Here is a 13,544-nt window from a genome sequence, read left to right on the forward strand (position 1 = left end):
GGATCAGCCAGCTCATCTGGTACTGATACACCGCATTCGCGAGCAAGCCCGCTCCCACAGTTGTTTTGTGTGTTCTCAAAGTTATCCACAGGAGCGTGGAAATGCGTTGGGCGACTTATTTCGCCGTCCTGGCCTCGGTACTCAGCGTCGGCCTGGCCCTGGGCGTGAGCATGCCGCTGGTGTCCCTGCGCCTTGAAGGCTGGGGCTACGGCAGCTTCGCCATCGGTGTGATGGCGGCGATGCCGGCCTTTGGCGTACTGCTGGGCGCGAAGATTTCCAGCCGCATGGCCTCCTGGCTGGGCACTGCCAACCTGATGCGCCTGTGCCTGTGGGCCGGTGCGGTGTCCATCGGCTTGCTCGCGATTTTGCCCAGTTACCCGGTGTGGCTGGTGCTGCGACTGATGATCGGGGTGATCCTGACCATCGTGTTTATCCTTGGGGAAAGCTGGATCAACCAATTGGTGGTCGAGCAGTGGCGTGGCCGGCTGGTGGCGTTGTATGGCTGCAGTTATGCCCTGAGCCAGCTGTCCGGGCCATTGCTGTTGGGTGTGATCGGTACCGACCATGATTACGGTTTCTGGGTCGGCGTTGGCCTGTTGGTGGTCGCGCCCGTGCTGTTGCTGGGGCGCTCCGGCGCACCGACTGCCGAGTCGTTCAGCGTGACCTTCGCCGATCTCTGGCGCTTCTGTCGGAGCCTGCCGGCGATTGCCTGGGCGGTGGCATTGTTCGCCGCGTTCGAGGCGATGATTCTGACGCTGCTGCCGGTGTATTGCCTGCAACAGGGTTTCACTGCCGAGATCGCCCTGGCGATGGTCAGCACCGTGGTAGTGGGTGATGCGCTGTTGCAGTTGCCCATCGGCGCACTGGCCGACTACCTGCCGCGCCGCTCGCTGTTCCTGGCGTGCGCCGTGCTGTTGCTGGCGTCGAGCCTGGCGATTCCGGTGCTGCTGCACACGCCGCTGATCTGGCCGGTGTGGGTGGTGTTCGGTGCCAGTGCTGGCGGCTTGTTCACCTTGTCGCTGATCCTGATCGGCGAGCGCTACCGCGACGATGCGCTGGTGCGGGCGAATGCCCACGTGGCGCAGTTGTGGGGCATCGGTTGCCTGATCGGGCCGTTGGTCGCGGGGGCGGGGAGCCAGTGGGTCAGTGGGCATGCGTTGCCGTGGTTGATGGCGGCGGGTGCGTTCGGCTTGGTGTTGTTGCTGTTGCGCCAAGGCGCGTTCGGTGTAACGCAGCCAGCCTGATTTGAAATACGGTCAACTGTGGGAGCTGGCTTGCCTGCGATAGCGGTGGGCCAGCCAGCACATGTACCGTCTGATTCACCGCCATCGCAGGCAAGCCAGCTCCCACAGTGGATCGGTGGTGTTTTTAGAGCATGCGCTCCAGTCCCACGCTAGTAGCGAACCACGCATTGAACCGCCGCCACCAACTGCCCGGCTCACGGGTCAATGTATGCAGTTGGCCGTCATCCTCCGTCACCCACACCACCTGGCCATCCTGCAACTTCGCCTCATAACTCAACGCTGGCGCCATACCCTGCAAGGCCAGGTTGCGCACGTGTTCCGCCAATTCAGGACTGTCCACCAGCACACCCACCTCGGTGTTCCACAGCACCGAACGCGGGTCGAAATTGAACGAGCCGATGAAGGATTTTTCCCGATCAAAGATCATCGCCTTGCTGTGCAGGCTCGAATCCGAACCCCGGTAGGTGCCGCGCCGAAACAGGTGTGGCCCGCTGCCGCCGCCATCACCCGGTTGGCGGCGCAACTCGTAGAGCTTCACCCCATGTTCCAGCAGCGCCTTGCGATACGGCGCATAACCACCGTGCACGGCCGGCACGTCGGTGGCTTCCAGGGCGTTGGTCAGCAGGCTCACCGACACCCCCGCGTCCGCGCGACCGGTCAGGTACACCAGCCCGGGTTCGCCCGGCACAAAGTACGCTGAGATCATCATCAGCTCGTGGTTGACCCCTTCCAGTTCCGGCGCCAGTTGGGTGGTCAGCAGCAATCGAGGATCGGGCTCGGCGGTGGCCAGCACTTTGCTCGGTGCATCCCATAGCGCCTGGTTCCAGGCCCAGATCAGCTCGCGCCGCCAGATGTCCATGCGTGGCTGGGTCTGGTAGGTGCGCAGGCGGTTGTACAGCGCATGATTCTGCTGGCGCGATTCGGCCAGCGACGCTTGCAGGCGCTCGCGCACGGCGGCCAGGTCGCCTTTGGACGGGCTGATGGACACAAAGTCATCAATCGGCTTGCTCAGGGCGCTGTTCCAGTACTGGTCGAAGCTGTGCCCGAGCTGTTCGGCCACCGGGCCCACGCTGAGCATGTCGATGTCGGTGAAATTCAGGTTCGGTTCGGCGTCGAAATACTCATCGCCCAAATTGCGCCCGCCGACGATGGCGACACTGTTGTCGGCCAGCCACAGCTTGTTGTGCATGCGCCGGTGTTGCAGCGACAGGTTGAACAGGCGCCCCATCGCCCGCGTCACGCCGGTGCTGCGGCCCAGGTGCAGCGGGTTGAACAGGCGGATTTCGATCTTGGGATGGGCGGCGAGGGTGGCGATGATCTGGTCGAGGCCGTCGCTGGTGGTGTCGTCCAGCAGGATGCGAATGCGCACGCCACGGTCGGCGGCCTTGAGCAGTTCATCCACGAGCATGCGCGTGCTGATGCCGTCGTGGACGATGTAGTACTGCAAATCGAGGCTGGTCTGGGCGTTGCGGATCAATTCGGCGCGGGCCATGAAGGCTTCGCTGCTGTTGGGCAGCAGGCGAAACCCGGAGCGGCCCTGATATGGCGCGGCCTGGGCCTGGATCGAGCGGCCGAATGACGACTGTGCGGCGGGCAGGGCGTCGCTGGGGATGCGCGGTGTGCTCACCGTGGCGCAGCCGCCCAGGGCGCCCAGCAGGAGAAGCGGGAGTAGCCGTCGAATCATCAAGGGAGTCGCTTCCGGGTCAGGGCGGTTGTAGGCATATGACGGCCATTTCCCGCGAAAGGTCAGTCCACCGTGTCGGCCAGCTGCTTGATCGCGGCGGCGCCGACCTTGCGCACGGCTTCTTCAATCTGCGGGGTTGGCTTGGCAGCGTAGTTCATGCGCAGGCAGTTCCTGTATTTACCGGACGCCGAAAAGATACTGCCCACGGCCACCTGTACGCCTTGTTCCATCAGCACCCGGTTGAGTTTCAGGGTATCGAAGCCGTCTGGCAGCTCGATCCACAGCATAAAGCTGCCCTGGGGGCGACTGGCCCGCGTACCCGCTGGGAAGTAACGGCTGACCCAATCGAGCATCAAGTCGCGATTGCGCTGGTATTGGGTGCGCATCCGCCGCAAATGCGGTTCGAAATGCCCGCTTTTGAGAAACTCGGCAATGGCGATCTGCGGCTGGGTCGCGGTGGAGCCGGTGCTGATGTATTTCATGTGCAGCACCCGTTCCAGATAACGGCCGGGCGCCACCCAGCCAATGCGTAGGCCGGGGGCCAGGGTTTTTGAGAACGAGCTGCAAAGTAGTACGCGACCATCTTCGTCGAAGGATTTGATCGTGCGCGGGCGCGGGTAGCTGTAGGCCAATTCGCCATACACATCGTCTTCGATGATCGCCACGTCAAAGCGCTGGGCCAGGGTCAGCAGTGCGCGCTTGCGTGCCTCCGGCATGATGTAGCCCAGGGGGTTGTTGCAGTTGGGGGTGAGCTGGATGACCTTGATCGGCCACTGTTCCAGCGCCAGTTCCAGGGCTTCGAGGCTGATACCGGTGATCGGGTCGGTGGGGATTTCCAGGGCTTTCATGCCCAGCCCCTTGAGGGTTTGCATGGCGCCGTGAAAGCTCGGCGAATCCACCGCGACAATATCCCCGGGCTCACAAATGGCGTGGATGCTGGCGGACAGTGCCTCATGGCAGCCGGTGGTGATGACGATATCGTCGGCGTTCAGCTGGCAGCCGGAATCCAATGACAGTCGGGCGATCTGCTCGCGCAATTCCATACAGCCCATGATGTTGTCGTAATACAGCCCCGGCAGATCCTGGCGCCGGCTCACGCGGGCCAGGCTGCGCAGCAGGGGCTTGAGGGTCGGCGACAATACATCCGGCATGCCACGGCCCATCTGTATGACATCTTTGCGCGGGACGGCGCGGATCAGATCCAGCACCTGGTCCCACTGGGAAATATCCACCGGGCGTTGCGCCGGACGCCCGATCTCCGGCAGGGCCGGCAGCTCGCGGCCGACCGGCACAAAGTAGCCGGACTTGGGCTTGGGCATCGCCATGCCGTTGTCTTCCAGCAAACGATAGGCCTGTTGCACGGTGCTCAGGCTGACCCCGTGTTCCACGCTCAAGGCCCGTACGGAGGGCAAGCGATCGCCGGGGCGATAGAAGCCTTGTTCAATGCGGGTGCCCAGCAGTTCGGCGAGGTTTACGTAGAGGGTCATGGTGGTCGCTCCCAGGAGACCGGTACAGATGCAGCGAAAATACAGGATTCAGCCCCCCATAGGCAGTGTCTGTATGGATTTAATAAAAATTGATTGAATCTGTAATGGTTTTGCCCGCGCGCCCATCCTAGTCACTCACGGCAACAGGCAACTGAGGGGCAACACGATGAGCGGCATGAGCGATGTGCGGTTGGCGTTACACGGTCAGGAATTGGACGCGGGGCAGGGGCGCCCGCTGGCGGCGCCGGCCAACAGCCGCTGGAGTCTGTTCTGGCATCGCCGTCACACGCGCAAGGCCTTGCTGGAGCTGACCGCCGAGCAGCTGCGGGACATTGGCCTCAGTGCAGAACAGGCGCGCCAGGAAGGGGTTAAACCGTTCTGGCGCGATTAATCACACCAGCTCTTTGAGCCGGTGCCAGAGCATGCCCAAGGCCAGCAGTGGCGAGCGCAGATGCTTGCCGCCGGGGAAGGTGATGTGCTGCACCTGGGCGAACAGGTCGAAGCGCCCCTGTTGCTGGCCGCTGATGGCTTCGGCCAGCAGCTTGCCCGCCAGGTGCGTGGCATTGAGGCCGTGGCCTGCGTAGGCCTGGGCGTAATACACGTTGGGTTGGTCGGGCAGCCGGCCGATCTGCGGCAGGCGGTTGGCGCCGATGCCGATCATGCCGCCCCACTGGTAGTCGATCTTCACCTCGGCGAGTTGCGGGAACACCTTGAGCATTTTCGGACGCATGTAGGCGCCGATGTCCTGCGGATCGCGGCCCGAGTAGTGGCAGGCACCGCCGAACAGCAGGCGTCGGTCGGCGGAGAGGCGGAAGTAGTCCACCGTCACCCGCTGGTCGCACACGGCCATGTTTTGTGGCAACAGTTGGGCGGCCTGGGCTTCGCTCAACGGTTCGGTGGCAATGATGTAACTGCCAGCCGGCAGCACTTTGCCACTGAGTTGCGGGTTCAAGTCATTCAGGTAGGCGTTGCAGGCCAGCACCAGGGTCTTGGCGCGCACGTTGCCCTGGGCAGTGTGCACGTTGACCTCGGGGCCGTAGTCGATACGCGTCACTGCGGATTGCTCAAACAGCTGCACGCCCAGTTGCTGCGCGGCGGCGGCTTCACCCAGCGCCAGGTTCAACGGGTGCAGATGGCCGGAGCCCATGTCGATCATGCCGCCCACATAACGGTCGGAGCCGATCACGCTGCTCATCTCGCTGGCCTGTAGCAGGCGCACTTCATGGCGATAGCCGAGGCTGCGCAATTCTTCGGCGTCTTCGGCAAGGCCGTGCAGGTCGCGGGGCTTGTTGGCGAGGTCGCAATAGCCCCAGGTCAAATCGCAGGGGATCTGCCAGCGCTCGACGCGCGCGCGCACGATCTCCACGGCTTCCAGGCCCATCAGTTTCATCTGGTGCACGCCGTCGGTGCCGATCACGTTGGCGAACTGGTCCAGGCCGTGGCCGACGCCACGGATCAACTGCCCACCGTTGCGCCCGCTGGCGCCCCAGGCAATCTTGCGTGCTTCCAGCAGCACCACGCTGAAGCCCCGTTCGGCCAGTTCCAGGGCGGTGTTCAGCCCGGAAAATCCACCGCCGACCACGCACACGTCGGCCGTGATTTCGCCGGCCAACACCGGGTAATCGGGTTGCGGCACGCTGCTGGCGGCGTAGTAGGACGTGGTGTGCCGGGCGCTGGCGGTCATGGGGAACATCCCTGTTTGGAAAATTTGACGCAGGATACAGCGGTCGGACGAAGCTGTCTCACCGCGGGGTTTTGCGGCAGAATCCACGCCTATCCGCCGTTCGGTACCTGTTTCGATGAGTTGCAACAGCCAGAAAATCAGCGCGCTGCGCCGACAGATTCCTTCGTTCGAGTGCGTCCCCGGCTGCCACGACTGCTGCGGGCCGGTGACCACCTCGCCCGAGGAAATGTCGCGCCTGCCACGCAAGACCGCGGCCGAGCAGGACGCGGCCATGGACGAGCTGAACTGTGTGCACCTGGGGCCCAACGGTTGCACGGTGTATGACGAGCGGCCGTTGATCTGCCGGTTGTTTGGTACGACCAAGACCTTGCCGTGCCCCAATGGGCGGCGGCCGGTGGAGCTGATTCACCCGCGGGTGGAGAAGCAGATCCACGAATACATGGCGAGCACGCGGCAGGTGCTGGTCTGACGGGGGTACCCGGATTAACTGTGGGAGCGGGCTTGCTCGCGAATGCGGTGTGTCAGAAACACATTCAGTGACTGGCACACCGCATTCGCGAGCAAGTCGAATCGTCGCACCGCCGCCCCCACACAAGCCAGCTCCCACATTTGACCGCAGTGTGCCAGTCAGTCCGGGATCGGCAGGTTAAGGCTCTCCTTCACCTCTTCCATCACGATATAGCTCTTGGACTCCCGCACATGGGGCAGTTTGAGCAGGATATCGCCGAGCAATTTGCGGTACGAGGCCATCTCGGAAATCCGCGCTTTCACTAGGTAGTCGAAGTCCCCCGACACTAAATGGCACTCCAGCACGTGGGGCAGTTTCAGCACGGCGCGGCGGAATTCCTCAAAGGTGTCGCCGGACTTGTAATCCAGGCTGATCTCGACAAATACCAGCAAACTCCCCTTCAAATGCTGGGGATTGAGCCGCGCGTTGTAGCCCATGATGATCCCTTCACGCTCCAGCCGGCGCACGCGCTCGGTGCACGGCGTGGTCGACAGCCCGACTTTTTCCCCCAGCTCCGTGAACGAAATGCGCCCGTCGGTTTGCAGGATGCGCAGGATGTTGCGGTCGATCTTGTCCAGCTCCCGCTTGGTCTGGGTGTTGGTACGCATAGGGGATACGCCTCTGTGAAAAGGGTTTTTGCCGAGAATTGTCGCCAAATATAGGCGGTTATATAGTGAAATGCACTGGCAATAGTTTTTTACACTGCGCTCATCATTGCTCGAATAACACACGTCGGCGGTCAAGCCGCGATGAGGATATAAAAATGCGCGTTCTGGTCTTGGGTAGCGGCGTCATTGGTGTGACCAGTGCCTACTATTTGGCGCGGGCCGGCTTTGAAGTGGTCGTGGTCGACCGCCAGCCCGCCGCTGCGATGGAAACCAGTTTCGCCAACGCCGGCCAGGTGTCCCCAGGCTACGCCTCGCCATGGGCCGCGCCGGGTGTGCCGCTCAAGGCCATCAAGTGGTTGCTGCAGCGCCACGCGCCGCTGGCGATCAAGGCCACCGCCGACATCGACCAATACCTGTGGATGGCGCAGATGCTGCGCAACTGCACCGCCAGCCGCTATGCCGTGAACAAAGAGCGCATGGTGCGCCTGTCCGAGTACAGCCGTGACTGCCTCGACGAACTGCGCGCCGAAACCGGTATTGCCTACGAAGGCCGCAGCCTGGGGACTACCCAACTGTTCCGCACCCAGGCCCAGCTGGATGGCGCCGCCAAGGATATCGCCGTGCTGAAAGAGTCCGGCGTGCCGTTCGAACTGCTCGACCGCGCCGGCATCGCCCGTGTAGAGCCGGCCCTGGCCAGTGTCACCGACATCCTCGCCGGTGCCCTGCGCCTGCCGAATGACCAGACTGGCGACTGCCAGATGTTCACCACGCGCCTGGCTGAGATGTGCAGACAGTTGGGTGTGGAATTCCGCTTCGAACAGGACATCCAGCGCCTCGACTACGCTGGCGAGCGCATCAACGGCGTGTGGATCGACGGCAAGCTGGAAACCGCCGACCGCTACGTACTGGCCCTCGGCAGCTACTCGCCGAAGCTACTCAAGCCGCTGGGGATCAAGGCACCGGTGTACCCGCTCAAGGGTTACTCGCTGACCGTGCCGATCACCAACCCGGCGATGGCGCCGACGTCGACCATTCTCGACGAGACCTACAAGGTCGCGATCACCCGTTTCGACAACCGCATCCGCGTCGGCGGCATGGCGGAAATCGCCGGTTTTGACCTGTCGCTGAACCCGCGTCGGCGCGAAACCCTGGAGATGATCGTCAACGACCTTTATCCTCAGGGCGGTGATTTGAGTGAGGCCACCTTCTGGACCGGCCTGCGCCCGACCACACCCGACGGCACGCCGATTGTTGGTGCCACGCCGTTCAAGAACCTGTTCCTGAACACCGGCCACGGCACCCTCGGTTGGACCATGGCCTGCGGCTCGGGCCGCTTGCTGGCCGACCTGATGGCGAAGAAGACCCCACAGATCAGCGCCGCTGGCCTTGATATTTCCCGTTACGGCAACCACCAGGAGTCCGCAAAACATGTCAATCCAGCGCCAGCTCACCAATGAGCGCATGAGCCAGATCGTTGTCCACAGCGGTACCGTGTATCTGGCCGGGCAAGTCGGCGACGACATGAATGCCGGGATTGAACAGCAGACCCGTGAAACCCTGGCCAATATCGAGCGTTTGCTGGACCTGGCCGGCACCGACAAGACCAAGTTGCTGTCGGTGACGATCTACCTGAAGGACATCAATGCCGATTTCGCCGGCATGAACGCGGTGTGGGACAAGTGGCTGCCCAAAGGCGTAGCCCCGGCCCGCGCCACGGTTGAAGCCAAGCTGTGCGAACCGCAAATCCTGGTGGAGCTGTCCGTCGTGGCCGCGCTGCCGTAAACCCAGATCCTCTCCCGGTGCCGACGCTATTGGGCGGCACCGGTTTTTTTTCACTCTGCCGCCTAGAAGCCTGCCGCCATGCGTCCTGCCCGTGCCCTGATCGATCTCCAAGCCCTGCGCCATAACTACCAATTGGCCCGTGAAGTCACGGGGGCCAAGGCCCTTGCCGTGGTCAAGGCCGATGCCTACGGCCATGGCGCCGTGCGCGTGGCCCAGGCGCTGGAAGCCGAGGCCGACGGCTTTGCCGTGGCGTGCATCGAAGAAGCACTGGAACTGCGCGCCGCCGGTATTCGTGCGCCGGTGTTGCTGCTGGAAGGTTTTTTCGAAGCCAGTGAGCTGCCGCTGATCAACGAGCATGATCTGTGGTGTGTGGTGCATTCGCTGTGGCAGTTGGACGCTATCGAGCAAGCCCATCTGACCAAGCCGCTGACCATCTGGCTCAAGCTGGATTCGGGCATGCATCGCGTCGGCCTGCATCCCAAGGACTACCACGAGGCGTACCAACGCCTGCTGGCCAGCGGCAAAGTCGCCAAGATCGTGTTGATGAGCCACTTCGCCCGCGCCGATGAGCTCGATTGTGTGCGCAGCGATGAGCAAGTCGCAGTATTCGAAGCGGCGCGCCAAGGCTTGGCGGCTGAGGTCAGCCTGCGCAACTCGCCGGCGGTGATGGGCTGGCCGAACGTAGGCAGCGACTGGGTACGCCCCGGCATCATGCTGTATGGCGCCACGCCGTTTGGCGAAGACCAGGCCGTGGCCGCGCGTTTGCAGCCGGTGATGACCCTGGAATCGAAAGTGATCTGCGTACGCGAACTGCCGGCCGGTGAGCCGGTGGGTTACGGCGCGCGGTTCATCACGCCCAAGCCGATGCGCATCGGGGTGGTTGCCATGGGCTATGCCGACGGCTACCCGCGTCATGCGCCGACCGGCACGCCGGTGCTGGTGGCCGGGCAGCGCAGTCAATTGCTGGGCCGTGTGTCCATGGACATGCTGTGCGTCGACTTGACGGATGTGCCCCAGGCGGGTCTCGGTTCCACGGTGGAGCTGTGGGGCAAAAACATCCTCGCCAGCGACATCGCCGTGGCGGCTGAGACCATTCCGTACCAGATCTTCTGCAACCTGCGTCGAGTGCCAAGGCTCTATTCCGGCAACTGACCGCCAGGCACGAACATCGCTGCCCGGGATTTAGGCCCAAGTGTTGTAAATACTGAACGCTGTCGCCATGATAACGCTCAATTACAACAAAGCCTGAATCCTAGGAGGCTCCTGCATTGGACGTCGGCGAACGACTGCAATCCATCCGTAAACTGAAGGGTCTTTCCCAGCGCGAGCTCGCCAAGCGCGCGGGTGTCACCAACAGCACCATTTCGATGATCGAAAAAAACAGCGTCAGCCCCTCGATCAGCTCCTTGCGCAAGGTGCTGGGCGGCATCCCCATGTCCATGGTCGAGTTCTTTTCCGAGGAAATCCTCCAGGAAATACCGACGCAGATCGTCTATAAAGCCAATGAGCTGATCGACATCTCCGACGGCGCCGTGACCATGAAACTGGTAGGCCGGGCGCACCCTAGCCGGGCGATTGCGTTTCTCAACGAAATCTACCCGCCGGGCGCCGACACGGGCGAAGAAATGCTCACCCACGAAGGCGAGGAAACCGGGATTCTGCTGGAGGGCCGCCTGGAATTGGTGGTCGGTCTTGAAACTTTTGTGCTCGAAGCCGGCGATAGCTACTACTTTGAAAGCACCAAGCCCCATCGTTTTCGCAATCCGTTCGACGTGCCGGCGCGACTAATCAGCGCAGCCACACCCGCGAACTTTTAAGAAAAGAGGCGCCCTGCCAGCGTTGCAGAGGCACCCGCAGCAGTATCCGTGAAGCCGAATCTCCCTTTATTTAATAGGGTTGTTTCGGCCAGGCGGGCTAACCGTTATACTTTCGCCGCCTGCGAAACCGTGGCCGCAGGCGTGAATAGCCACCATTGAGGGTGAACGCGTGAACCTAATTATGAAAATGCTGGCTGCACCAGCAACCGTACTGGCCCTATGGGCTGTCAGCGCTCAAGCTGCGACCAATGACGATATTGCCAAGCGCCTTGAGCCTGTTGGCCAGGTTTGCGTCCAGGGCCAGGAATGCAAGGGCATGGAAGTCGCCGTGGTAGCGGGCGGCGGCGGGGCGAAAACCCCGGACGAGATCATCGCCAAGCACTGCAACGCTTGCCACAGCACCGGCCTGCTGGGCGCGCCGAAAATCGGCGACACCGCCGCCTGGAAAGAGCGCGCCGATCACCAGGGCGGCCTCGACGGCATCCTGGCCAAGGCGATCACCGGTATCAACGCCATGCCGCCGAAAGGCACCTGTGCTGATTGCTCGGATGACGACCTTAAAGGCGCTATCAAGAAGATGTCCGGGCTCTAATCCGCCGATCTTCGGCAAAAATGCCGCTTACGAGCGGCTTTTTTGTGCCCGCGATTTTTGTTTCAGGGCTGTTCTTTGCAGCAAACACCCGCCACTCTCTGTCCAACCCCTAATCACGGAATGTTCAGGAGGGTCGGATGGTGCAGTTGTGTTCAATCGAGCAGGCAGTTGACGACGTACTGGCGCGCTTGCCGGCGCATATCCACATGGGCATGCCTTTGGGCCTGGGCAAACCCAACTTGTTCGTCAATGCGCTGTACCGGCGCATCGCCAAACTGCCGGAGCGGTCGCTGACGATCTACACCGCACTGAGTCTGGGCCGCCCCCCGCTGGGCGACGGCTTGCAGAAGCGCTTTCTCGAACCTTTTATCGAGAGGGTGTTTGGTGATTATCCCGAGCTGGATTTCCTCGCCGCCCTGCGCAAAGACGGCCTGCCAAAAAACATCCGCGTGCAGCAGTTCTTCATGCAGCCCGGCAGCCTGCTCCACAGCACCTCGGCCCAGCAGGATTACGTGAGCAGCAACTACAGCCACGCCGCCCGCGATATCAATGCCGCCGGCCTGAACCTGGTGGCGCAACTGGTGGCCAGCAGCAGCGAACACCCCGATCGGCTGAGCCTGAGCTGCAACCCTGACATCACCCTCGACCTGCTGCCGATGATCGCCAAGCGCCGCAATGCCGGGGAAACCGTCCTGATCGTCGGCCAAGTCCATGCCGATTTGCCCTACATGCCCGGCGATGCCGAGCTGGGCATGGACGCGTTCGATTACCTGATCGACGAAAAAGACAGCACCACGTTGTTCTCCACGCCGAATATGCCGGTGGGCGTCCAGGATCACTTTATCGGCCTGCACGCTAGCACCCTGGTGCGCGATGGTGGCACCTTGCAGATCGGCATCGGCTCCATGGGGGATGCACTCACCGCCGCACTGTTGGCGCGCCAGGCCGACAACGAAGCCTATCGGCTGCTGCTGACCGACCTCGATGTGTACCAATGGGCGCCATTGATAAGCCGTGAAGGCGGCGTCGAGCCCTTCGCCCGTGGCCTTTACGGTTGCAGCGAAATGTTCGTCAACGGCCTGCTGGTGCTGGCGGATGCCGGTATTGTGCGGCGCAAGGTCTACCCGGATGTGGCGACCCAGGAGCAAGCCAATGCTGGCCTGCTCGATGAGGCGGCACAACCCGATGGCGTCTCGATCCACGGCGGTTTCTTCCTCGGCCCACGGAGTTTTTACCAGCGCCTGCAGGAAATGACCCACGGCAAACGCCTTGAATTCAACATGACCCGCATCAGCTACATCAACGAGCTGTACGGCCAGGAACAACTCAAGCGCCTGCAACGCCTGGACGCGCGGTTTATCAACAGCGCGATCATGGTGACCCTGCTCGGCGCCGGTGTGGCCGACCAGTTGGAGGATGGCCGCGTGCTCAGCGGCGTCGGCGGGCAGTACAACTTTGTCTCCCAGGGCCATGCGCTGGAAGGTGCGCGGTCGATCCTGATCCTGCGCAGCTGGCGCGAGTCGGCGGGGGAGGTCAGTTCCAATATCGTCTGGGACTACGGCCACTGCACCATTCCCCGGCACCTGCGGGATATCGTCATCACTGAGTACGGCATCGCCGACTTGCGCGGTCAGACGGATGCCAAGGTGATCGAGGCGTTGCTCAATATCACGGACTCACGTTTTCAGGATGACTTGATCGAGCAAGCGCAAAAGGCCGGCAAGTTGCCCAAGGATTTCCAGCTGGATGTGCGCTTTGCCGACAACACGCCGGAGCGGCTCAAGGCCATCCAGGCGCGGCATCTGCGGATGTTTCCGGAGTATCCCCTGGGCAGCGATTTCAGCGATGAAGAGCGGGATCTGTTGCGCGCGTTGAATTGGCTCAAGAGCAAATTCAAGCTGACGGAGATTCTGGAGTTGGGCAAGGCGGCGTTGGATGCGCCGGAGCCGGAGGTGTTTCCCGGGCACTTGGAGCGGATGGGGTTGGATAACCCGGAAGGGCTCAAAGAGGATTTGTACCAGCGCTTGCTACTCGCCGGCCTACAGGCCACCGCACACTAACAAGCACCACAAAACCAACTGTGGGAGCTGGCTTGCCTGCGATAGCGGTGGTACAGCGACATTGATGTCGCCTGACAC

At 62.3% G+C, this 13,544-nt stretch carries 13 protein-coding genes; 9 read left to right on the top strand and 4 right to left on the bottom strand.

What is annotated here, in order from left to right; genetic code table 11:
* Positions 1 to 101 precede the first annotated feature (101 nt).
* Complete coding sequence (locus NUV89_RS22055; protein WP_257782967.1) at positions 102 to 1,244, top strand: MFS transporter; 1,143 nt, start codon at positions 102 to 104, stop codon at positions 1,242 to 1,244.
* A gap of 124 nt (positions 1,245 to 1,368) precedes the next feature.
* On the opposite strand, the gene NUV89_RS22060 is transcribed toward NUV89_RS22055, so the two are convergent.
* Together NUV89_RS22060 and NUV89_RS22065 are read right to left on the bottom strand one after the other, a co-directional pair.
* Positions 1,369 to 2,928 (bottom strand): phospholipase D family protein, encoded by a 1,560-nt coding sequence (locus tag NUV89_RS22060; RefSeq protein WP_257782968.1) that lies wholly within the window; start codon positions 2,926 to 2,928, stop codon positions 1,369 to 1,371.
* A 62-nt stretch (positions 2,929 to 2,990) separates the two neighbouring features.
* On the bottom strand, positions 2,991 to 4,415 hold the full coding sequence (locus NUV89_RS22065; RefSeq protein WP_257782969.1) for a PLP-dependent aminotransferase family protein: 1,425 nt from the start codon (positions 4,413 to 4,415) through the stop codon (positions 2,991 to 2,993).
* 166 nt (positions 4,416 to 4,581) lie between these two features.
* Between NUV89_RS22065 and NUV89_RS22070 the strand changes: the two genes are divergently transcribed.
* On the top strand, positions 4,582 to 4,806 hold the full coding sequence (locus NUV89_RS22070; RefSeq protein WP_257782970.1) for a DUF1127 domain-containing protein: 225 nt from the start codon (positions 4,582 to 4,584) through the stop codon (positions 4,804 to 4,806).
* Here NUV89_RS22070 and NUV89_RS22075 read toward each other — a convergent pair whose 3' ends face one another.
* Positions 4,807 to 6,099 (bottom strand): FAD-binding oxidoreductase, encoded by a 1,293-nt coding sequence (locus tag NUV89_RS22075; protein WP_257782971.1) that lies wholly within the window; start codon positions 6,097 to 6,099, stop codon positions 4,807 to 4,809.
* Between the two features lie 115 nt (positions 6,100 to 6,214).
* Between NUV89_RS22075 and NUV89_RS22080 the strand changes: the two genes are divergently transcribed.
* Positions 6,215 to 6,568 (top strand): YkgJ family cysteine cluster protein, encoded by a 354-nt coding sequence (locus NUV89_RS22080; protein ID WP_016975913.1) that lies wholly within the window; start codon positions 6,215 to 6,217, stop codon positions 6,566 to 6,568.
* Between the two features lie 158 nt (positions 6,569 to 6,726).
* On the opposite strand, the gene NUV89_RS22085 is transcribed toward NUV89_RS22080, so the two are convergent.
* Positions 6,727 to 7,215, bottom strand: coding sequence for an Lrp/AsnC ligand binding domain-containing protein (locus tag NUV89_RS22085; RefSeq protein ID WP_003176896.1), 489 nt, complete (start codon positions 7,213 to 7,215; stop codon positions 6,727 to 6,729).
* A 155-nt stretch (positions 7,216 to 7,370) separates the two neighbouring features.
* Here NUV89_RS22085 and dadA point away from each other — a divergent pair, with 155 nt between their 5' ends.
* The 6 genes from dadA (at position 7,371) to NUV89_RS22115 (ending at position 13,466) form a co-directional block, all read left to right on the top strand.
* Entirely contained in the window at positions 7,371 to 8,672 is a 1,302-nt protein-coding gene (gene dadA / locus NUV89_RS22090) for a D-amino acid dehydrogenase (RefSeq protein WP_257782972.1), read from the top strand.
* Positions 8,644 to 8,997, top strand: a complete 354-nt coding sequence (locus tag NUV89_RS22095; protein ID WP_257782973.1) for a RidA family protein — start codon at positions 8,644 to 8,646, stop codon at positions 8,995 to 8,997. Before dadA ends, NUV89_RS22095 begins: the two co-directional genes overlap by 29 nt.
* A 78-nt stretch (positions 8,998 to 9,075) precedes the next feature.
* Entirely contained in the window at positions 9,076 to 10,149 is a 1,074-nt protein-coding gene (gene alr, locus NUV89_RS22100; protein WP_257782974.1) for an alanine racemase, read from the top strand.
* A gap of 116 nt (positions 10,150 to 10,265) precedes the next feature.
* The gene (locus NUV89_RS22105; RefSeq protein WP_005792468.1) at positions 10,266 to 10,814 is read left to right on the top strand and encodes a cupin domain-containing protein; all 549 of its coding nucleotides are present in this window, start codon (positions 10,266 to 10,268) and stop codon (positions 10,812 to 10,814) included.
* Between the two features lie 181 nt (positions 10,815 to 10,995).
* On the top strand, positions 10,996 to 11,406 hold the full coding sequence (locus NUV89_RS22110) for a cytochrome c5 family protein (RefSeq protein ID WP_026136673.1): 411 nt from the start codon (positions 10,996 to 10,998) through the stop codon (positions 11,404 to 11,406).
* Positions 11,407 to 11,543: 137 nt separating this feature from the next.
* On the top strand, positions 11,544 to 13,466 hold the full coding sequence (locus NUV89_RS22115; RefSeq protein ID WP_257782975.1) for an acetyl-CoA hydrolase/transferase C-terminal domain-containing protein: 1,923 nt from the start codon (positions 11,544 to 11,546) through the stop codon (positions 13,464 to 13,466).
* Positions 13,467 to 13,544 lie beyond the last annotated feature (78 nt).

Source organism: Pseudomonas sp. 18.1.10 (assembly GCF_024655625.1).
GTDB lineage: Bacteria > Pseudomonadota > Gammaproteobacteria > Pseudomonadales > Pseudomonadaceae > Aquipseudomonas.

Coding starts and splice junctions, on each gene's coding strand:
- dadA (WP_257782972.1), top strand. CDS start 7,371: ATGCGCGTTCTGGTCTTGGGTAGCGGCGTCATTGGTGTGACCAGTGCC.
- NUV89_RS22080 (WP_016975913.1), top strand. CDS start 6,215: ATGAGTTGCAACAGCCAGAAAATCAGCGCGCTGCGCCGACAGATTCCT.
- NUV89_RS22075 (WP_257782971.1), bottom strand. CDS start 6,099: ATGACCGCCAGCGCCCGGCACACCACGTCCTACTACGCCGCCAGCAGC.
- NUV89_RS22085 (WP_003176896.1), bottom strand. CDS start 7,215: ATGCGTACCAACACCCAGACCAAGCGGGAGCTGGACAAGATCGACCGC.
- NUV89_RS22065 (WP_257782969.1), bottom strand. CDS start 4,415: ATGACCCTCTACGTAAACCTCGCCGAACTGCTGGGCACCCGCATTGAA.
- NUV89_RS22095 (WP_257782973.1), top strand. CDS start 8,644: ATGTCAATCCAGCGCCAGCTCACCAATGAGCGCATGAGCCAGATCGTT.
- NUV89_RS22070 (WP_257782970.1), top strand. CDS start 4,582: ATGAGCGGCATGAGCGATGTGCGGTTGGCGTTACACGGTCAGGAATTG.
- NUV89_RS22115 (WP_257782975.1), top strand. CDS start 11,544: ATGGTGCAGTTGTGTTCAATCGAGCAGGCAGTTGACGACGTACTGGCG.
- NUV89_RS22060 (WP_257782968.1), bottom strand. CDS start 2,928: ATGATTCGACGGCTACTCCCGCTTCTCCTGCTGGGCGCCCTGGGCGGC.
- NUV89_RS22110 (WP_026136673.1), top strand. CDS start 10,996: ATGAAAATGCTGGCTGCACCAGCAACCGTACTGGCCCTATGGGCTGTC.
- NUV89_RS22055 (WP_257782967.1), top strand. CDS start 102: ATGCGTTGGGCGACTTATTTCGCCGTCCTGGCCTCGGTACTCAGCGTC.
- alr (WP_257782974.1), top strand. CDS start 9,076: ATGCGTCCTGCCCGTGCCCTGATCGATCTCCAAGCCCTGCGCCATAAC.